The 19,846-nt window shown below is 66.0% G+C and carries 16 protein-coding genes and 3 pseudogenes; 12 read left to right on the plus strand and 7 right to left on the minus strand.

Translation table 11 applies throughout. The features are described 5' to 3' along the window. Nucleotides 1-154: 154 nt before the first annotated feature. From ON44_RS35510 to ON44_RS35520, 3 genes are all read right to left on the minus strand, one after another. Nucleotides 155-604: a hypothetical protein gene (locus ON44_RS35510; protein ID WP_040698796.1), complete on the minus strand. Its 450-nt coding sequence runs from the start codon at nucleotides 602-604 to the stop codon at nucleotides 155-157. A gap of 106 nt (nucleotides 605-710) precedes the next feature. Beyond that, nucleotides 711-1,007, minus strand: coding sequence for a hypothetical protein (locus tag ON44_RS35515; protein ID WP_040698797.1), 297 nt, complete (start codon nucleotides 1,005-1,007; stop codon nucleotides 711-713). A 6-nt stretch (nucleotides 1,008-1,013) separates the two neighbouring features. Beyond that, nucleotides 1,014-3,755, minus strand: coding sequence for an ATP-binding protein (locus tag ON44_RS35520; RefSeq protein WP_040698798.1), 2,742 nt, complete (start codon nucleotides 3,753-3,755; stop codon nucleotides 1,014-1,016). Nucleotides 3,756-3,795: 40 nt separating this feature from the next. Between ON44_RS35520 and ON44_RS35525 the strand changes: the two are divergent. The 4 genes and pseudogenes from ON44_RS35525 to ON44_RS48920 all read left to right on the plus strand — a co-directional run. Further along, nucleotides 3,796-4,155: pseudogene (locus ON44_RS35525) on the plus strand (RICIN domain-containing protein); the annotation flags it as partial. 479 nt (nucleotides 4,156-4,634) lie between these two features. Further along, nucleotides 4,635-4,793: a hypothetical protein gene (locus ON44_RS50835; RefSeq protein WP_157187449.1), complete on the plus strand. Its 159-nt coding sequence runs from the start codon at nucleotides 4,635-4,637 to the stop codon at nucleotides 4,791-4,793. 130 nt (nucleotides 4,794-4,923) lie between these two features. Then, the gene (locus ON44_RS35530; RefSeq protein WP_051182787.1) at nucleotides 4,924-5,688 is read left to right on the plus strand and encodes a tetratricopeptide repeat protein; all 765 of its coding nucleotides are present in this window, start codon (nucleotides 4,924-4,926) and stop codon (nucleotides 5,686-5,688) included. A gap of 653 nt (nucleotides 5,689-6,341) precedes the next feature. Further along, nucleotides 6,342-7,648, plus strand: a pseudogene (locus ON44_RS48920) (heavy metal translocating P-type ATPase); the annotation flags it as partial. 125 nt (nucleotides 7,649-7,773) lie between these two features. Here ON44_RS48920 and ON44_RS54220 read toward each other — a convergent pair. After that, nucleotides 7,774-7,968 (minus strand): annotated as a pseudogene (locus tag ON44_RS54220) (mycothiol-dependent nitroreductase Rv2466c family protein); the annotation flags it as partial. 362 nt (nucleotides 7,969-8,330) lie between these two features. Between ON44_RS54220 and ON44_RS35540 the strand changes: the two are divergent. The 4 genes from ON44_RS35540 (at nucleotide 8,331) to ON44_RS35555 (ending at nucleotide 11,589) form a co-directional block, all read left to right on the plus strand. Next, nucleotides 8,331-10,490: an MMPL family transporter gene (locus ON44_RS35540; protein WP_040698800.1), complete on the plus strand. Its 2,160-nt coding sequence runs from the start codon at nucleotides 8,331-8,333 to the stop codon at nucleotides 10,488-10,490. 90 nt (nucleotides 10,491-10,580) lie between these two features. Continuing rightward, nucleotides 10,581-10,850: a metal-sensitive transcriptional regulator gene (locus ON44_RS35545; RefSeq protein WP_040698801.1), complete on the plus strand. Its 270-nt coding sequence runs from the start codon at nucleotides 10,581-10,583 to the stop codon at nucleotides 10,848-10,850. A gap of 32 nt (nucleotides 10,851-10,882) precedes the next feature. Continuing rightward, nucleotides 10,883-11,140 carry a YgaP family membrane protein gene (locus ON44_RS35550; RefSeq protein WP_245567472.1) on the plus strand — a complete coding sequence of 86 codons (258 nt, stop codon included), beginning with the start codon at nucleotides 10,883-10,885 and terminating at the stop codon, nucleotides 11,138-11,140. Between the two features lie 44 nt (nucleotides 11,141-11,184). Then, complete coding sequence (locus ON44_RS35555) at nucleotides 11,185-11,589, plus strand: DUF302 domain-containing protein (RefSeq protein WP_040698802.1); 405 nt, start codon at nucleotides 11,185-11,187, stop codon at nucleotides 11,587-11,589. Between the two features lie 201 nt (nucleotides 11,590-11,790). On the opposite strand, the gene ON44_RS35560 is transcribed toward ON44_RS35555, so the two are convergent. Beyond that, complete coding sequence (locus tag ON44_RS35560) at nucleotides 11,791-12,414, minus strand: DUF2218 domain-containing protein (protein WP_040698803.1); 624 nt, start codon at nucleotides 12,412-12,414, stop codon at nucleotides 11,791-11,793. Further along, nucleotides 12,411-13,037, minus strand: coding sequence for a class I SAM-dependent methyltransferase (locus tag ON44_RS35565; RefSeq protein ID WP_040698804.1), 627 nt, complete (start codon nucleotides 13,035-13,037; stop codon nucleotides 12,411-12,413). Before ON44_RS35565 ends, ON44_RS35560 begins: the two co-directional genes overlap by 4 nt. A 109-nt stretch (nucleotides 13,038-13,146) precedes the next feature. Between ON44_RS35565 and ON44_RS35570 the strand changes: the two genes are divergently transcribed. After that, nucleotides 13,147-13,716: a TetR/AcrR family transcriptional regulator gene (locus ON44_RS35570; protein WP_040698809.1), complete on the plus strand. Its 570-nt coding sequence runs from the start codon at nucleotides 13,147-13,149 to the stop codon at nucleotides 13,714-13,716. Between the two features lie 25 nt (nucleotides 13,717-13,741). Here the strand turns inward: ON44_RS35570 and ON44_RS35575 are convergent, their stop codons facing one another. After that, entirely contained in the window at nucleotides 13,742-14,527 is a 786-nt protein-coding gene (locus ON44_RS35575) for a maleylpyruvate isomerase N-terminal domain-containing protein (protein WP_040698805.1), read from the minus strand. A 779-nt stretch (nucleotides 14,528-15,306) separates the two neighbouring features. On the opposite strand from ON44_RS35575, the gene ON44_RS53045 reads away from it, so the two are divergent. From ON44_RS53045 to ON44_RS35590, 3 genes are all read left to right on the plus strand, one after another. Continuing rightward, nucleotides 15,307-15,729 (plus strand): acyl-CoA dehydrogenase family protein, encoded by a 423-nt coding sequence (locus ON44_RS53045; protein WP_051182791.1) that lies wholly within the window; start codon nucleotides 15,307-15,309, stop codon nucleotides 15,727-15,729. 1,443 nt (nucleotides 15,730-17,172) lie between these two features. Further along, nucleotides 17,173-18,036 carry a ParB/RepB/Spo0J family partition protein gene (locus tag ON44_RS35585; protein WP_218007700.1) on the plus strand — a complete coding sequence of 288 codons (864 nt, stop codon included), beginning with the start codon at nucleotides 17,173-17,175 and terminating at the stop codon, nucleotides 18,034-18,036. Nucleotides 18,037-18,157: 121 nt separating this feature from the next. Then, a partial coding sequence (locus tag ON44_RS35590; RefSeq protein WP_040698811.1) for a type I polyketide synthase occupies nucleotides 18,158-19,846 on the plus strand: 1,689 nt, incomplete at its 3' end.

The following is a 19,846-nucleotide window of genomic DNA, read 5'->3' on the forward strand; positions in this document are numbered from 1 at the left end:
AGAGCCGATGAGCATCAGCCGGCTGGTGGTGTGGATCTGAAACGCCTTGCTGCTGCCGATCGTGTTGAGCGACAACCCGATCGCCGTGGCGTCCCGTGGGCGCATGCAGTCCTGACCGACAGCGACATTTTGACCCGCGAGCCTAATCGAACGCTCAGCGGGCACGGCAGGTGAATTCGACGCCCACACCGCCGCGGCCGGTGCCGTTCGGGGCGATCACCCAGATCCAGAACTTCTTCGTGGGGGCCGCGACCGATCCGCGCACTCGCACCACAGTGCTCTGGCCGGGTCCGAGCTGCCCGGCGGCGGGTGTCACGACCACAGCGGGCAGCAGGCCGCGGCGCAGGTCCTGGGCGGCGAAACTGATGTCGATGTCGTGTGCCGTTGCGGCCCAATCGATAGTCCCCGAACTCGGCGACACTTTGAACTCAGTGTTGATGTCGCTGCAGGCCACGTCGTAACTGCCGTGGGTGCCGCGCAGTGTCACCGAGACGGTCCCCTCGGGCGATCGTGCGGGCGCGGCGGAGGCTGTGCCACCGAGGCTGCTCATGCAGCCGGTGATCAGGGTGGCGGTGGCGGCGGCCACCAGGACCTGGCGTTTCATCGGTGCTCCCGAGGTGGATGTGCGGCGGTGAATGCCGTGCGTCCGACGCTACGGGGGCGGTCACGGGGTCCGAAATGGACTGAAGTACTTATCGACTGCTCATTGGTTACTCACCGCAGACGACAACGCGAGCGTCGTAGGTCACAACGGTGATGTCCGGGTCGGGGATGACGCCCGCGCGTTCGAACGCGGGGAAGAGTCGATCGGCGGCGAATCGTTCGGCGGAGGCCGGAGTGTCCCATACGTCGATGGAGTGCATGTCGCCGTCTATGAATCCGGCTACGCTCAGCAGGATTCCACCGATGCGGTCGCTGCCGATGGCGGATTGCACCGATTCGTATTGGGCGAGACTGATTCCGGGGGTCGTGATGAGTTGGACGAAAACCGGTACGGGGGAGCGCATTTCTCGTTACCTTCGTGCCGCCCACGCCGCGATCTGGCTGCGTCGGGTGTAGCCGAGTTTGACCAGGATGTGCTGGACGTGATTCTGTGCGGTGCGTTCGGAGATCACCAACGTACGGGCGATCTCGCGGTTGCTGTGACCGGCTGCGACAAGCGCGGCGACCTCTTGCTCGCGGGGTGAAAGCGGTTGTGCACCTGTAGTTTCCAGGAGTTGTTCGAGGCGCGCGATCCAGGGTGTCATGGACAGGACCCTCGCCTTGGGCAGGGCGTTCCCGGCGATGGCTCGGGCGGCCGCGGCATCGCCGCGCCGCAGGCCCAGCAATGCCCGCTCGGCCTCGGCTTCCACCGCGAACGCCGGGGCCCCGATTGCGGCCGAGATCCGGGAAGCCGCGACGAGATCTGTCTCCGCGTCCTCCCACCGCGAGAGGGCGGCAGCGGTTTTGCCCAACACCAGTTCGACGGGGCCGAAATACTTCGAGCCCCCGGTGCCGCTGGCGATGTGGTGGTCGCGCCAGGACGCGAGTCGCCGGTGGAAGTATTCGATGTCCTCCGTCGCGTTCGATGCGACGGCGAGGTGGGCGCCCACCGCGAGCGCGTCGAGGGCGAAATATGGCGGCACAACCCAATTCGGCGGGGCACCGGCCCGCCGGTACAGCTGCTCGGCTTCAGCGGTCCGGCCCTGGCCCAGCATGGCGAAGGCAGGTCCGATCGAGCTGAACAACTCGTTGCGGACATCGTCGAGCCGATCCGACGGCAGCCGCAGTTCGGGGTCGTGTGCGTACCCGTAGTGGTGGCCGATCGTGGTGAGCAGGGAGGAGTAGGCGCCATATGCCGCGGGGTGCTCCAAGCGCGCGAGCAGGGCGTATGCCTCACCACCGAGCCGTAGTGCGGTCTCGAAATCGGCGCGGGCCTGAGCGCAGGCGGCCTGTGCGACGAGCAGATGCCAGCGTGCAACCGGTCCGCCGACGCGTTCAACGCACCAGGCCAGCGCGGCGACGGTGCGGTCGGCCTCGTCGAGTCGCCCGCACTGCCAATGGGTGTCGGCCGCCCACAGTCGGCCGCGCAGCTCGATGGCGGGATTGCGGGACTGTAGGCCCACTTCGATCATGCGCGCGGCGAGCGTCTCCCGCTCTTTCACGTATTCCGGTCCGCCGCAAGCCAATTGGCGGGCATTGAGGGCGGCTGCGAAGGCATCGCGGTCTCCGGAGATGAAGGCGTGCCGCAGTGCGGTGGCGGAGGTGTTCCGCACCTCAGCGTATTCGCCCAGGTATAGCAGGGTTTCAGCCTTGCGGGCCAGCACGCGGGCGCAACAGGCCGACTGAGTGTCGGTGAGGTGGGCCAGCGCCTCCTCACATCGATCGCGTAGATCGCGATCCCAGCGGCGTTCACCGATCGGCTCCAGCACGAGCACGGCCTCGGCCATCAGCGTCGCGTCCTGCAGACGGCGTGCGAGGCTGAAGGCTTCGACGCACACGGCGCCGGCCGCGGCCAGTCGCCCCGAGCGCACGGCGGCGAGGGATTTCGCGAGCAGCAGCCGCGCCCTGTCCGGCGAGTCGGCTGCGGGACTGTATTCGAGCGCGAGTCCGTAGAGCCGGTCGGCTTCCTCGTGCGCGAGACCCGCTGCGGCGTGATCGGCGGCTCGGCGCGCCCACCGCGCCGCGGGCTCACGGTCACCGGTGATGGCGACTTCACCCCAATGCCGCGCCAATTCGGCGAAATGCTCGGCGATGTCGTCGGCGAACAGTTCCTCGATCGCGTGGGCCGCGCGGACATGCAGTCCAACGCGTCGTTCCAGCGGCAGTTCGGCGACGAGTGCGGTGCGCACAATGCCGTGGGCGAAAGCGACCCGGCCCGCGGCGCTGTTCGTAGTGAGGACTCCGGCACGGATCGCCTCGTCCACCGCGGGCAGGCACTGCAGCACAGTGCGTTCGACCAAGCTGGCCGCCACGACGAGTGAGAACTCCTCGCCGAGAATCGATGTCGACACCAACAACTCCCGCGTGGCGGGGGAAAGTGCCTCGATCCGCGCGTGCACGACATCGACCAACCGCGGCGGCAGGACAGGCGAGGTGGCGCCGGGCACCGATGGCACGCTCCGGCCGAGTTCACGAATATAGAACGGATTGCCGCCGGTCAGGTTGCGAACCGTGCGCGCGAACGGCGTGTCGATCTCCCGGCCCGCGACGATCGTGAGGTAGCGCTCCGTCTCCTCGAGCGAAAGTCCCTGCACGGCTATGCTTTCCACGGCCCCTTCGGACAACAGGCGCGGCTTCACCGCCCGCCATCCCGGCGATTCCCGGTGCGGTCGCTCCGCCGCACAGATGAGCAGCCGCCGCCCGCGCAGCGAGCGCACCACATGCAACAGCGCCACCAGCGACGGCTCATCGGCCCACTGGATGTCGTCCACCACCAGCAGCCCGCCGGTCACATCGGTGGCTTGCGCCAAACTCTCGACAATGCCTTCGAACAGCCCCGCCCGATCGACGGACCCGCCTGCACTATCCGACACCTGCCGCCACAGCCAGTACGGCGGCGCGTCGGCCAATTCCAACGACCGCGCCCACAACACCGCCAGCCCTCGCTGCTCCGCCTCCTGCGCCACCTCCGTGAGCAATCGCGTCTTGCCGATCCCCGCCTCCCCTGAGCACACCACCATGTGCGGGCGTCCCGCGACCGCCTCGTCCAACGCCGTTCGCAGCGCCCGCAGTTCGGCCTCTCGTCCCACCAGCGCCGCCCCACCCCGCTCCATATCAGCAGCCTAAACCCGCCCACCCGCATCCGCCGTCCGATTCCGGCCGTGCAGCGTGCCGACCACCCAGCAATGGTTCATCGACGGCGCGGGAGTGCCGGGAACCGACAAGAAGTTCGTTCTGAAGCGGCCGGGAAAGTCGGCGCTGTGCCTCGACGTGGAGAATGGGAGCCGTGCCGATGGCGCCCCCATTCGAGTCATGGGTTGCGAGAACATTCCCGCGCAGGTGTGGACGCCGGTTTATCTCGGCAACGATATGTGGAAGTTCCGCTCGGGCAACACCGACAACCACTCATGCCTCGACGTTGATCATGGCGGAAACGGCGACGGTGACCCGCTCCATCAGTGGACCTGCCTCGATGTGCCGCAACAGAATTGGCGCTTCCTCTCACCGCGCTGACACTGGCTCGCGCCAGCTCGGCACCGTGCAGCCCTGCTACTTTGCGGCGGGGGCCAGCTCCAGGATTCCGAGGCCTCCCGCGTACTTCGCAAATCGTACGTGCGAGGGCACCAGGCACACCCCGACGCAACCGCACTCATCGGCGACAAGCTCGGCCCCGCACTCAACGAGGTCGCACGCCGCCACTCCGGCTAGATCGCGTACCGAACCCGAAATGAGGAGTGGCACCGCTAAGCGGTGCCACCCGTCAACTGTCCGCCGACGCATAGAACCCCGCACACCTCACCGACGACCGAGCGCGACAGCACGCGCCGCACGCCGGACAGCCCCGGGCTGACCGCCTATAACGTGGTCCAGCGCCCCGGTCGTTTGGCGGCCGTGTCCCACCGATGACGTTTCCGTTCGGAACCTCCCGATGATCTCGGCTTCCGAGCTGTCGATCAGCTCTGTACCGCTTTCGAATCGAAAAGGGGTTACACATGATTCAACGTCTCATCCTCGGCACGTGCGCGATCACGGCTGTGCTCGGTGTCGGTGCAGGCGGCTGGACAGCCGCGAACGTGATCGAGGGGGCGGAGCTGAGCCATGTCCGTCGAGCAGCCGAGCCCGACGGCGGTCTCGGTGCCCGCGTTCGGTGACTACCGGCGGGTAGGGTGCTGCTCGGACGTCAGGTAGCGCCCGAGTCGCGTGCGGCGGCGCTTGTCAGGGGTGCGAATACGTACTGGCGCAGCGCGATACGGTCGGGGGTGAGCGCAGGGAAGGTTCGGTATGAATGGTGATGGTGGGGCGGCGGCGTACGAGCGTGCTGAGGCGTTGACGCGTGCGGACCGTGCGGTGGAGGCGGAGCCGGAATATAGGGTGGCGGCGTCGGCGGGGCATGTCGGTGCGATGCGGACGTTGGGCTTGCGGGCTGTCGAACGCGACGATGAGTCCACTGCTGAGACGTGGTGGGTGCGGGCGGCCGCGGCCGGGGATGCGAAAGCGATGTACAACCTCGGGTTTCTGAAATCCGAACAGCGGCAGCTCGCTGAATCGGAACGCTGGTATCGGGCTGCGGCGGGGGCTGGGAATGCTGACGCGGCATTCAATCTGGCGTTGCAGCTGGTCGAGCGAGGGGATAGAGAGGAGGCAGTCGAATTCTATGCGCAGGCTGCCGAGGCGGGGGATACGAAGGCGATCAGCAACCTCGGCAACCTGCTGTCGGAGCTGGGACGGGAGGAGGAGGCCGAGCGGTGGTTGCGGGTGGCCGTCGACGCTGGTTCCGGTGCGGCGATGGCTAACCTCGGCTCGTTGTACTTCCGCCGCGAGCGGGTCGCGGAGTACGAAAAGTGGTGGCGTCGTGGGGCCGTGGCGGGCGATGTCACCTCCATGTACAACTTGGCGGTGGTCCTCGAGGTACGGGACCGAGACGAGGCGGCGGAGTTCTTTCGCGCCGCCGCCGCGGCGGGCCACCCGTATGCCGAGGAAAAACTGCAGGGGCTACTGACCGGCTGGACACGCAGCGGCGCGCCGTACATCGCCGGGATCTTCTGACCCGCCGGAACCGGTGCCTGCCGGGTCGACTCGAGGTGGCCGATCTTGTCGTCGACGTTCGCGACCGGTGCCGGTCAGGTCGATTCGTGGACCGGACGATCGGGCCCGGATACAGCCTGCGCGTGACCCTGCCGTCCATGTCTCCCTCGACAACCCGGGCGCGGTGGCTGTGCTGCTGGAGGGACTCCGAACGAGCGACCAGGTCCGGGATACTGCTTGCCAGGGACCCCAGCCATCCACGTCGACCTCAGCGACGCGGGCAGAGTGGCAGAGCTATTGTGGGAAAGCCTCGAACCGAGGATCTCCGTGGGTGCTTCGTCCTTGGCGATTGGGAGACCAGCCTGCCGGACCTCGTGCGAGCAGTACCGAGAGCTGTTGTCTGCGAACAAGATCCGGGGCTCGGACTGGAGCGTTCAGCAGCCGGACTGCGATTTTCGGGTTTGACCGCCAATCCACGCCGCGATCAAGGATGCGATTTCGGCAAGTGTGGTCGGTGCTTGTCGGCGAACCTGCAGTTCGCCGCCGCGGCCGGATTGTTGGTCCTCGTGGGTTTCGTTGCCGGACTGGCGGGTTCACACATCGCGGGTGTGGTGGCGTATCTGGGTGCCGCGGTGATCGGTGGCGCGACGTTCGTGCCCGGCACGCTGTGTGGACTGCGCCGTGGCCGGATCGGGGTGGGCACCCTGATGAGGATCGCGCTGATCGGGGGCGCTGGTGTTGGGGCAGTTCGCCGAGGCCGCCGCGTTGGCGTTCCTGTTCTCGATCAGCGAAGCCCTCGAAGACTATTCACTGACCAGCACCCGCCGCGGCCTGCGCGGCCTGCCGGCCCTGGTGCCCACGCAGGTGATCGTGCTGCGTGAGGGCACCCAGCGCACAATCGAACCGGGTGAGCTGGTTGTGGGGGATCGGATGGTGGTGCGGGCGGGGAGCGGGTCGCCAGCGACGGCATCGTGCGCGAGGGACGCTCCGCGGTAGACACCTCGGCGATCACCGGCGAATCGATGCCGGTCGAGATCGGACCGGGCGATACCGCATTCGCGGGTTCCATCAACGCCACCGGAGCCCTGACCATCGAGGCCACCGCAACCGTTGAAGACAACTGGCTGGCCAAGGTCGTGCGCATCGTCGACGGACGCCCCGCACGGCTGGGCAAGCCCCGCTGGATATCCCCGGGCACCCTACAGGCCGAAGTGACGCGGTTGCAGGACGCGGGCACGACCGTCGCGGTCATTGAGCACGACCACACCGTCTTGGGGACTATCGGTATCCGCGACGAACTGCGCCCCGAAGCCGCCGAGACGATCAGCGCGCTGCGCGCTGCCGGGGTGTCGGTGAGCATGCTCACCGGCGACAACCTGCGCACCGCAACAGCATTGGCCGCCCAAGCCGGTATCACCGACGTACACGCCGAATTGCATCCCACCGACAAGGCCGCCCTCATCGAGCAGCTGCGCGGGACCCATCGCGGCGCGGTCGCGATGGTCGGCGACGGTGTCAACGACGCACCCGCCCTGGCCACCGCGGATGTCGGTATCGCCATGGGCGCCATGAAAACCGACGTCGCCATCGAAACCGCCGACGTTGCACTCATGGGCACAGACCTGCGCCACCTACCCCAAGCACTCGCCCACGCCCGCCACATCATGCTGCAGAACATCGGCCTATCCGCCGCGATCGCGCTCTCACTGGTCCCCTCGCTGCGTTCGGTGTCCTCGGGTTGGCCACGGTGGTCCTGATCCACGAAGTCACCGAAGTCTTCGTCATCGGCAACGGCATCCGCGCGGGACGCCTACGCCTACTTCCTGGCACCGCCAAATCCGAACCCATTGCCCTGCAACAACTCCCATCCAACCCGACCGCCGACGGATGTGCGTGCTGCGCACCCACCGCCACAACGCAGATCACCCCCGATATCACCGCGACCGCGACACCACTACCACTGACCATCCGAGAAAGCTGACGCCACAATATTTCTGGGGTTCGGCCGGGGCGCCGGTTCGGGGAAGTCTGGGCCGAGCCCTGCTTACGCTCGGGAACCCGGGCCAGCACCGGGCCGAAGAAGGCGTGGCCGTCGATGGCGATGATCGGGCTTCCGCCTCGCCCGCCCAATGCCTGCTGGCTGGCGTCGTGGGCCCGGGCGACCGCTTCGTCGAGCTCGTTGTCGTCGAGGGTATTCGTCAGTGATCGGTCCATCCCGAGGGCAAGGAGGGTGTCGGCGATTGTTTCGGGGGCGATCTCTTCTCGCCGGATGTGGGCGCTGGTGCCGACTGCGTGATACAGCCGCGTGAATCCGTCCGGCCGACGGCCGCGAAGAGCCGTCCGAGCCGCGCCGGGATCTGTCGATCATCGGCTGGTGGCGGGCGTCGACGGCAGCGTCCTCGTTGAGTACGGCCAAGCTCATCTGCCGTAGCGCCTGCCGACCTGTGTCGCGGGCCGCATCCAGCAACCACTGGGCGGTCACCCATCCGAACGGGCAGACCGGATCGACGTAGAGATCTATCGCGGCCATGTTCCTCTCCTCCTGTCGGCGTGTAGCCGCTCCCGCACGTGCTGTGCCGGAGGCCACCCTTCCGTCAAATACCCATGGGGGTATAGTTCAATTCGAATCCAATATACCCCTGGGGGTATGAAAGGAGAAGGCGATGACCGACTCGGTGGTGGTTTCCCCGGCACACGACATCTCGCTACCGGACCGATCCGGCGGGGTATTGGGCAGGCTCGGGGCAGCGATGGCTGGGCGCGCCCGGATCGTGTTCGGCGCGTGGTTGCTGGTGTTGATCGTGCTCGGTGCCGCCGCGCCGAGTGTGTTCACCTCTCTCGCGGGGGCGGGGTGGCAGGCCAACGGTTCGGAGTCGGTGCGTGTGCGCGAGCTCGCCCAGCAGCACTTCGGCGGTAACTCCTCGGCGGCGGTGCAGGTGGTGGTGCATTCCGACACCGCATCGATCGACAGTCCGCAGGTACGGAAGGTGCTCGCTGAAATCACCGGAGTCTTCGCCGGCGATACACGCTTCGGCGAAGTCGTCGCGCCGCAACCGGGGATGTCGATCAGCCCCGACGGCCACACCGGCATCCTCATCGCGGGCGCGAATGCCTCCGCCGATGACATGGTCAAGGCCGTCGACGAGCACAAGGATGCGCTGACCGCGTTGTCCGGCAATGGAATCGAGGTCTACCCCACCGGGGCTTCGGCGTTGTGGAGTGATTTCAACAAGGCCAATCACGACGCCATGATCAAGGCCGAAATGTTCTCCTGGCCGGTCACTTTGGCGATCATGGTGCTGGCGTTCGGCTCACTGGTCGCCGCTGGGCTGCCGTTGCTGCTCACCCTGGCCGGGCTGGTGGCCTCGGCCGGCGGGCTGGTGCTGCTCAACCAGATCACACCGATCTCGGTGTGGGCGATGAACTTCGCCATGATGTTCGCCCTGGCACTGGGCATCGACTACGCGCTGTTCATCGTCGCCCGCTTCCGCGACGCACTCACCACCGCACCCAACGCCAAGGCGGCAGTGGCCGAAACCATGGACACCGCGGGCAAAGCCATTGTGCTGTCCGGACTTACGGTGCTGGTCAGCCTGTCGGCGGTGCTCATCGTGCCCGCACCGGCGGTGCGGACCATGGCCGTCGGGATCATGTTCGCGGTGGCATTCGTACTCGCGGCCACCATGACACTGCTGCCCGCCGCGCTGGGGGCATTGGGCGCAAGGGTCAATGCGGGCGCGCTGCCGTACGCCAAGCGCCAGCAGCACCGTTCCCCCCGCTTCGCGGCCTGGGGTCGGCTGCTGCACGACAAGCCGTGGCCATTCGCGATCGGCGCGCTGTTCGTGTTAATCGCCTTGTCGATTCCGGTGTTCGGGCTGAAGGTCGCGATGCCCTCGATCCAGGTCGTGCCCGCCGATGCGCCGGTGCGTAAAGGGTATGAGCTCGCGCAGGCCCAAATGGGTGAGGGCGCGCCGGGCATGCTGCAGATCATCGCCCCCGCCGACGAGGCCGCACCGGTCACGGCGGTCGCCACGAACGTGGACGGGATCAGCATGGTCACCCCCGCCCAACCAGCAAGCGACGGTGGCGGATTGGTGATGATGCAAGCCATACCAAGCGTCGATCCATCCGATGCGCGCATGGGCGAAATCCTGCACAATCTGCGCGACGCCTTACCGTCCGCCGCACTGGTCGGCGGCGCTCCTGCGGAAAACCTGGACCTGCAGCAGGCCCTCAACGACTACCTCCCGCTCATCGTCGGGATCATCCTCGTGCTGGGATTCGCACTGCTCCTCATCGCACTGCAAGCACCCTTGATCGCCGCCCTCGGCACCGTGGTCAGCCTGCTGTCCACCGCCGCGGCCTTCGGCGTCGCAAAACTCATCTTCCAAGACGGCCACGGCGCGGGCCTGCTCGGCTTCACCCCGCAAGGCTTCCTCGACGGCTGGGGACCGGTGTTCTTCTTCGCCATGATCTTCGCCATCGCCATGGACTACACCGTGTTCCTACTCGCCACCGCCAAAGAACACTACGAACACTCCAACGACCCCAAGACCGCACAAATCGACGGCATGGCCCACTCCGGGCGCGTGATCTTCGCCGCAGCCGCGGTAATGGTGGCGGTGTTCTTCACCTTCGCCCTCGCCGACCCACTGCCGCCCAAGGAGATGGGCATCATCCTCGGTGTCGCCGTGCTGCTGGACGCGTTCGCTGTCCGCCTGGTGCTGCTGCCGGTGCTGCTGCACCTCACCGGGCACGCCGCCTGGTGGTCGCCAGCCTGGCTGCGCAGGGCCCTGCCCTCGATCAGCTTCGCCCATCTCTGACATCGCCGTCCCGGGCTCGGCTCACCCCGAGCCCGGAAATACCCCACCGGGTATCGTTGGTTGAATTGACCGAGGAAAGGAAAACACACCATGGTCGGCAACGAAGAGACCATCGCCCAGGTACTCAACCGCCTGCGCCGCGCCCACGGCCAGCTCGCCGGGGTCATCTCGATGATCGAACAAGGCCGCGACTGCAAGGACGTCGTCACCCAACTCGCGGCCGTGTCGAAAGCGCTGGATCGTGCCGGATTCAAAATCGTCGCCACCGGCCTGCGCGAATGCCTCACCGGCGACACCGCCGACGGCTCGGAGCCTATGTCCGAAGCCGAACTGGAGAAACTGTTCCTCGCCCTCGCCTGATCAACCCGGAATCGGGCACCCCGACAGATTGGATGACATACACCATGCGGCAACTACCTCGACATCACGGCTGGTCCATCGCGCGCGTCGTGCCGCTGCTGGCGGGCACGTTCGTGCTGATCAGCGTCTTGCTGGCCGGGGTGTTCTCGCCGTGGTGGCTTATCTTCACCGGGTTCGTCGGTGCGAACCTACTGCTCTACAGCGCCGTGGGCTGGTGCCCGGCGACACTGCTGCTGCGGCGGCTGGGTGTCCCCGCCGAGCCGGCCAGCTGCCCGACACCTCAGGCGTGACCTCTGGTGACCACACCCGAACCGAGGAGAAAGCAGACCACACCATGAACCTGGCCCTGGCCACCACCCTCCACGCCATCACCTTCGACCAAGCCATCGACCTGACCCGAAAAGCCCTGTCCGAACAGGGATTCGGGGTGCTCACCGACATCGACATGAAAGCGACGCTGAAAGCCAAACTCGGCGAGGACATGGAAGACTATCGCATCCTCGGTGCCTGCAACCCACCCCTGGCCCACCGCGCGGTCGGCATCAACCGACAGATCGGGCTTCTGCTGCCCTGCAACGTGACCGTCCGCCGTGACCCCACAGCCGAGGACACCATCATCGTCGAAGCCATGAACCCGGATCTGCTGGTCCAAGTCACCGGCGAACCCGCACTCGAACCCATCGCCGCCGAAGCCGCCACCAAACTCCGCGCGGCAATCGAATCCCTACACGACCGGTGACCGAGCCGCAGCGGATCCCGACCGAAGGCGTCCAGTAGCGGTGCCAGGCCGACGATCATCTACTGCGACGATATTCGCCGCTCGTCGGCTTGGTGGAGCCGTTCATGCATGGGATCGGTAGTCGAACGCGGGTGCGCCCAGGTTCTTGTATCCGATCCCTGGTCGAGACCGAGTGGATTTGGTCCTCGGCCGGGGCCTCGCTCAGTTCCGGTGCTGGTGCGACCGGTGCGACCATTTCCGTCGAAAGGCGATGCCGCCGAGGACAACAGCCGTTTTCGCCAGTGCGAGCACGAGGATCAGGCCGGCGGTGCCGCGAATCCAGTTCCCGTTCGTCAGCACGGCGGCGCCGAGCCCGAGATGTAGTGCGATCGCCAGCGCCGCGACGACCGCGGGCAAGGCGAAAGCTACGAGTCGACGGCGATCGGCCGTGGCGGGTGCCGGCGGATCATCAGGCGCAGCGGGGGCGCCTGAGTCATCGGTTCTTTGCCAGTCGACGGTGATGTCCTCGCGTCGGGCGAACCGATCGAGGTTCCTGCCGATGATGGTTTGGATCCGTGCGAGCTTTTCCTCGTCGGCGGCGTCGATGTGTGCGGTCAAGGCGTCGGTTCCGGCGTGGAGGGTGCAGCGGCCCCATGAGCCGAACGTGATGACACCGTCGGTTTCCGACGATTCGATGGTGACCTCCACCTCGTCGGTGATGGGTTTGTGTCCTGAGATCCGGTGTCCGCCGGTGCCCGCCATTGCGGTGGCATGCTTGATCAGTTGAGCGAGATACCCTGTCGCGCAGTCGGTTTCGATCCGCGCCTGGACGGTCGATGCGGTCATTGCTGCGCCGGTTCCGGCTTGGTGGCCGCGACCAGCCAGGCTCGGATGCCTTCAGGGTCGGTGGTGATCTCGATGGTGGCGGCTTCGATGGACTCGATGCGCCACCCTTGCGCGAACGCGGCGGTGATCTCGTCGCGAGTCAGCCGATGCGGCCCGCCGATGCCGGGTTGGCGGTCGCTGAAACCGAGCATGAAGTAGCGGCCGCCGGGTCGGATCACCGACCACAGCCCCGCGACGTAGGTGGCACGGTCGTTGGCGTCGAAGATGTGGAACAGTCCGCAGTCGAGCACAGTGTCGAAGGATTCGTTCCACTCGGTGAGCGTGAGTGCGTCCCGATACAAGAACCTTGCGGTCAGGCCGCGGTCGTGCGCCTTGCGCCGGGCCCAATCCAGGGCGTTGTCGGCCAGATCGATGCCGGTGGCGTCGAGGCCGAGAGCGGCGGCGAGCAGTGCGTGCTCACCGGTTCCACAACCGATGTCGAGTACCTGCCCCTCGATCGCACCGGCCTCGGCGAGTGCGACGAAGGCGGGCTGGGGTCGGTCGATGTCCCAGGGTGGGCGTTGGGCATACAGGTCCGCCGCCACGGCGATGTCGGGATGAAAGTGGCTGTGTGACTGAGTCATCTGGCTCTCCGTCTGTTGCGTCGAGATCCCTCCACTCAGATTTTGCGATACATTGTGTCTACAGTCAATAGAAGATGTACTCAGTGATGTCGCTATGTATGCTTGGTGGGTGCCGAAGCTGTGGAACGAGACGATCGAGATGCACCGCCGCGAGGTGCGCACCGCGATCATGGATACGACCGCCGCGCTGGTGTTCGAGCACGGGTTGCGCGCGGTGACGATGTCGCAGATCGCCGATGCGGCCGGTATCGGGCGGGCGACGCTGTACAAATACTTCCCGGACGTGGACGCGATCCTGCACGCCTGGCATGCCCGCCAGATCACCGGTCACCTACGCCAACTCACCGAGATCCGCGACAGCGCCGACACTCCCGGCAAGCGTCTGCACGCGGTGCTCACCACCTACGCACACATCGCCCAGCAGACCCGAAGCCACGACACCGAGCTCGTGAAGTTCCTGCATCCCGACGAGCAGATCGCCGAAGCACAGCAGCAGCTACGCGGCATGATCGGCGATTTGATCGCCGACGGCGCCCGCAGCGGCGAACTCCGCGACGACGTGGCCCCCGATGAACTGGCCAACTACTGCCTGCACGCCCTGACCGCTGCGGCCACCTTGACCAGCGAGGCGGCCATCGATCGCTTGGTCGCTGTCACCCTGTCCGGTCTACGAGACTGAAGTCGTGCCGATTGCGGGGCGGAGGTCAGACCAGGTTGATCGAGTCGAGGAAGTGTTCGGCGAGTTCGGTGTCGCCGGTGATGGCGACGCTGTGGGATCGCCAGGGCGTGCGGGTTGTCGCCCAGGACGGGAAATCCATCGCAGCACTGGTGATTTGCGCGGCTGTCTGGTCATCGGAGCCGACCACCACGCGCAGCCGTCCGTGCCCGATGGGCTCGAGTCGCCATGTGCCGCCGCCGGTTCCGGTCAGCGTCAACCCGATCGGCTGGTCGAGCCAGTTCCTGTCGTTCGCACCGAAGTCGGCCAGTAGAGCCAACATCCATTCCAGTATCGAACTCATCCGGTCGGTGTCGGTGGCGGGGATCTGCTTGTCGAGTGCGGGCGCGATGTCGTGGCGCAGGTGGGTGTGGAAGTCGAAGGTCAGCAGCGACGGTAGCAAACGCAGTGGGTAGGAACCGAGTTCGCCGATCGGGATGCGGATCGATGCAAGCGGCCACCGTTGGGCCGTGCAAGCCGCGGTGGCGATCCGCGAACTCCACCTCGCCATTTCCCCGACCACGCGATCGTTGTCCCAGTCGGCGCGTCGGGCGACGAAATCGTCGTTGAGTCGCTCGATATTTCGGGAGCGTAGGACCTTGACCAGATCCGGGGTGAAGTTCAGGTGGCACTCCGACCCGAGATGGGCGATGACATCGCGTACCCGCCAGCCCGCGGCCCGGCTCGGCGCCGCCCATTCCGCTGGCGTGAGCTGGGCGCAGAAGTCCAAAACGGTATCCCGCTCGCGACGGAACGCCGCGATATGGTTGGTCACCCCCGTGATGCTGCCACGAGCGCAAACCTCTGTCACCGATCAGCCGAATCCGCGCGTTTTGCGTCGTCACCGACGCGGCGTTCGACGGGAACACCCTGGCCGCGCAGTGAACGAAAACACACCGCCGCCACAACGGATCTCGCGTGGTGTCGCTATCCGCCGAGCGCAGCAGCGCCGACAGAATGGCGTGCGAAGATGTCGTCGTCGTGTCGTCGATCAGCCGGTTCAACCGGTCCCGGTCGGCCGGATCGCAGCCGTAGGCCGGCCGACTTGATATTTCCGCGCCGTTATTCCCGGGTATCTCCATACCGCGAAACCCTCACGGCATTCAGCAATTCCCGAGTGACCCGACGTGGGACATCTGGTTCGAAGGAATGTGCCAGGCCAGGCCCGTCCGCGCTACAGATGGACGGCGACCCACGGCTGGGAAGAGCTCCGTGAGCACATCTGCAGTTGTCGTGACAGGATGCGCCTGTCCACAGAGCCATCCGGTCGCTTCGACACCACGACGCAGCTTCGATACAACGCAGGGCAACTATGACCAACCACAAGACACTTGACCGGGTTCGTGGTCTTGTGCCTGGCATCCGGCAGCGACCCGAGCAGGCCGAACAGCAACGGCGCGTACCGGAACAGACGATTCGTGACCTGGTCGAAGCGGGCGTCTTCCGCATGTTGCAGCCCCGGAATTCGGCGGCGACGAATCGTCACCGGCGGAATTCTTCGAGATCGTTCGGACCATCTCGGCGGCATGCCCGTCCACCGGGGTCGCCGCGCCTGTGCTCGGCGCCGTGCAGGGCGCCTATGCGGCCTTCGTCGAGCGCATGCGGGAGCGGACCGTCGACGCCGCCGTCGCGGTGCGCCTTGCCCGCACCGCCTCGGAGATCGTCGCCGCGATCCTGCAGATGGATCGCAATCTGTCCGAGGAACTGCGCTATGCCGAAGCGGGCGAGGACATTCCGCTCGAACTGCGGCTACGCGCCCGCCGCGACCAGGGCCGAGCCACCGAGCGCGCGATGGACGCGGTCGAGATGTCAACCCGGATCGCCGGTGGTCGCTCGGCCCGGACTCCCGATGTGCTGGAACGACATCGGCGTGACGTGCATAGGGCCGGCCGGCATCTGGCCAACGCCGCCGAGCAGGCGCTGGCGAACTTCGGCCATGGCGAACTCGACATGACCGTGGAAGACCGGATTCTCTGAGTGGACGCCGCCGGCCTGCGCTGGTAGCCGTGGATAGAGGTAGTACAGCATGACCACCACCGTGATAGATCCCCATCAGCCGCCAGGGCCAGAGTGCGGCACCGCGCCGGGTTCGGCAGCGCGAGGCACACCATATTGAGCGCAGCGTTGGCTGCTATGCGGATATTCCTGTCCGGTATGGCGGATGTTTCGATACATGCCACGCCATAGCATCCGATACACAGGTCGAAGCTCGATACACCACGAGCCGAAACCCCTGCGCACAGTGAATCCCGCTAGAGCTTTGGGGCCGCATGATGACAACTCCGCCCACTGGTCCGAAACCGTCCGGCCATGAGAGGCCGCGTCCCATTCCGTGACGCTGTCTCGATCTTGATCCGGCCCTCTCCTAGCGGAATCGCCCATCACCCGCTTCGGCCGTCGAACACAACGAAACGGTCGGCGTCCTATCGGCGCACCCGCGCAACGTCACCAGTTGGTTCGCGAAAGTCTACCGAATTCGCGCCGGGGCCGGAAATAGGTACGTCATATGAGTTTCACAGTGCTGTCCCGGCGACCATGCGAAGAATGGTGACACCGATCGCTGCCAGTTTGCCGTGATAGCAAGTTGGAATTGCTGGTTCAGAATGACTGCAGATCGTTTTGGTCATCGCATGGTTACAATTCCAAAAGCATTATGATATGTGCGTAAATATCACGTCCATCGGTAGAGGCCGTTCTCTCCGCGGCATTATATTCGACCCACCAGGCGCCGGGGTCGGACGCTCGTGCGCTTGCCGGAAACGGCTGGATGGAATGGTATGGAAGAAGGAGGTGGATGTCGATTCGATGGATAATGCCAGGTGACAGCGGTGTGTAGGGGCGAATCGCCGATTTCTTCGTGACGAGTGACGTTTCGTCGTGCATTTGTGGAGCGACGATTGACAGTGATACCGGATTCGTATCGACGGCGCTGGCGTCCGGTGTGAGCGCGACGCTGTTTCCGGCGTGACTGCGACGGGTTTTCGGCCTGCCCAACGGCCGTCTGCCCGCCGAATATAGCCGATAGAAGAAGCGTCAACAAAAGATCGCCCATCGGTTGCGAGAACCTGACCAGGCTGGCAGGCTACTGGACGAGCGAGTTGCTCGGCGGCTACTCGAGCACAATTCGAGGAGCCGGCCTAGCGAGAAGAGATGTCGAGTGAGTACTGATTTCATTGTCGGGGTGGGGGATGTAGGCCGCTGGTCGCGGGTGTCGAGTGTGCTGATACCGACGGCGTCGTCGCGAGCTCACCTTTCACCGCGGTAGAGGGAAGCGTTCGCATGGACTACGTTTTGGTAGCAGTCGAGCACCCTGTGCCTGCTGAAACGCGCTTTCGAGCCGTCATCCACCAGGGACTGTCGGAAGTAACAGAGCTCGCGACCGAGAGGCTTCGCGTATCGGATACCGTCCGGTCTGGGGGAGTGAATCCTCGACACGTCGCCCTGCTCGCGCAATTACCCGGACCGCCGCCGCCGATTGTCGTGCATCGCGCCACTATGACGGTGATCGATGGCGTCCACCGTCTGATGGCCGCGCGTCGGCGGAAGGCGGCCACGATCAACGCCGTCTTCTTCGACGGTGAACCGCGCGAAGCATTCGTACTCGCCGTCGAACTCAACAGCGCCCGCGGTCTCCCCTTGTCGCTGGCAGATCGAAAGGCCGCGGCCGCACGGATGCTCGCCGATTTTCCCGAATGGTCGAATAGGCGTCTCGGGGCAGTCGCCGGGCTCTCGGATAAGACCGTCGCAGCGCTGCGACGGCGGCCGGGTGCGGAAATTCCGCACCCGCCCATGCGGCGGATCGGACGCGCCGGCGCACCGTTTCCGGTCGACGCCGGGGAGCGCCGCCGTCGGGCGCGCGAGTTCCTGCAAGCGAATCCGACCGCCTCGACCAGGGAAATCGCGTCGGCCGCAGGGGTATCACCGACCACCGCCAAGGACGTGCGGCGGTGTCTGCGAACGGAATCGGCTGCCCTGCCCCACGATCGACGGCATGATCGAGTGACGTCCGGGCCGGCCGCGCCCGTATCCGCGGGTTCGTCACCCGATCTCACGACATCGGTGCGCCGACTGCGCGCCGATCCGTCGCTGCGCTTCACCGAGTCCGGTCGAAAGCTGTTGCGATTGTTGGAATTCTCTGGACCCGACGCGGTCGACTGGCCAGCGATGGCCGAAAGTCTGCCGACGCACTGCGCGCCCGCGGTGGCCGAGCTGGCGAGACATTACGCAGCGAACTGGCTGTCGCTGGCCGACTCGTTGAGTCGCCGCGTCCGCACCGACCTCTGACCGAACACTGACGATAGCGCATTGAGCCCGTGTCGCCGCTCGCGACACCGGGTTCCTTCGTCAACCTCGAAATACCTGGATGTGACACGTGGACACAAGCACTGGCGATTCGTCCGATCGCATGTTGGAGTACCTGAAAAAGGTCACTGTCGAGCTCATGACGACGCGCGACGATCTGACGCAGCTGCGGGAGAAGATCGACGAGCCGATCGCCATCGTGGGCATGAGCTGTCGCTACCCGGGTGGTATCGAATCGCCGGAACAGCTGTGGGATCTGGTCGCCTCGGGTGCGGATGCCGTCGGTGAGTTTCCGCTGGACCGGGGTTGGGACGTGGAAGGGCTGTTCGATCCCGACCCGGACCGGTTCGGGAAGGTCTACACACGCGAGGGCGGCTTCCTGCGCGGTGTCGGGGATTTCGATGCCGGGTTCTTCGGTATCGGTCCGCGTGAGGCGTCGGCGATGGATCCGCAGCAGCGGTTGTTGCTGGAGGCGTCGTGGGAGGCGTTGGAGGACGCGGGAATCGACCCGGCGACACTGCGGGGCAGCGACACCGGCGTCATGGCGGGAGTGATGTACGCGGACTACGAGCACACGGCCAGAGCGGCGGGTCCGGTGGCCGAGGGCTACGCCGGGACCGGTTCGGCGGGCAGTGTGGTGTCGGGTCGGGTGTCGTACACGTTGGGGCTGGAAGGCCCTGCGGTGACAGTGGATACGGCGTGCTCGTCGTCGCTGGTCGCGATTCATCTGGCGTGTCAGGCGCTGCGGCGCGGGGAGACGTCACTCGTGCTGGCGGGTGGGGTGACGGTGATGTCGACCCCGTTCCTGTTCATCGAGTTCTCCCGGCAGCGCGGTTTGGCCAGGGACGGGCGGTGCAAGTCCTTTTCGGCGTCGGCCGATGGCGTGGGCTGGGCCGAGGGTGTCGGTGTGCTGGTGTTGGAGCGACTCTCGGATGCGAAACGGTTGGGCCACAACGTACTTGCCGTGATCCCGGGTTCGGCGGTGAATCAGGACGGCGCTTCGAATGGGTTGTCGGCGCCGAACGGTCCGTCGCAGGAGCGGGTGATCGCGGCCGCATTGCAGGCCGCGGGCCTGAGTCCGGCGGACGTGGACGCGGTCGAGGCGCACGGTACCGGTACGACGTTGGGTGATCCGATCGAAGCGCAGGCGTTGATCGCGGCGTATGGGCAGGGTCGTGCGGAGCCGTTGCGGATCGGTTCGTTGAAGTCGAATATCGGGCATTCGCAGGCGGCTGCGGGTGTGGGTGGGGTGATCAAGGTTGTGCAGGCGTTGCGGCATGAGATGTTGCCGAGGACGTTGCATGTGGACGCGCCGTCGCCGCATGTGGATTGGTCGGCGGGGTCGGTACGGATCTTGACCGAGGCGGAGCCGTGGCCCGGCTCGGTGGACCGGGTGCGGCGCGCGGGGGTGTCGTCCTTCGGCATCAGTGGCACCAACGCCCACATCATCGTCGAAGAAGCACCCACGACGGTCACACCGTCCGATGGCGAGACCACCGACAATGGTGTTCCCGTCCGTGCGGATCTGGTGCCGTTGCTGGTGTCGGCCAAGACCGCCGACGCGCTACCGGGCCAGACGAAGCGGTTGCGGCAGTGGCTGATCGACAATCCCGATGCGGACCTGTGGAATGTGGCCTCTTCGCTGATCGAAACCAGGGCACAGTGGGACCGGCGCGCGGTGGTGCTCGGCCGCGATCGCGAGCAGTTGCTGGCCGGGTTGGCGGATCTGACATCCGGTTCGGTGGTGCCGGGTGCGTCTGTCGTGGGTCGGACGGCGTTTCTGTTCACGGGG

The organism is Nocardia vinacea NBRC 16497 (genome assembly GCF_000308835.1).
Taxonomy (GTDB): Bacteria; Actinomycetota; Actinomycetes; order Mycobacteriales; family Mycobacteriaceae; genus Nocardia; species Nocardia vinacea.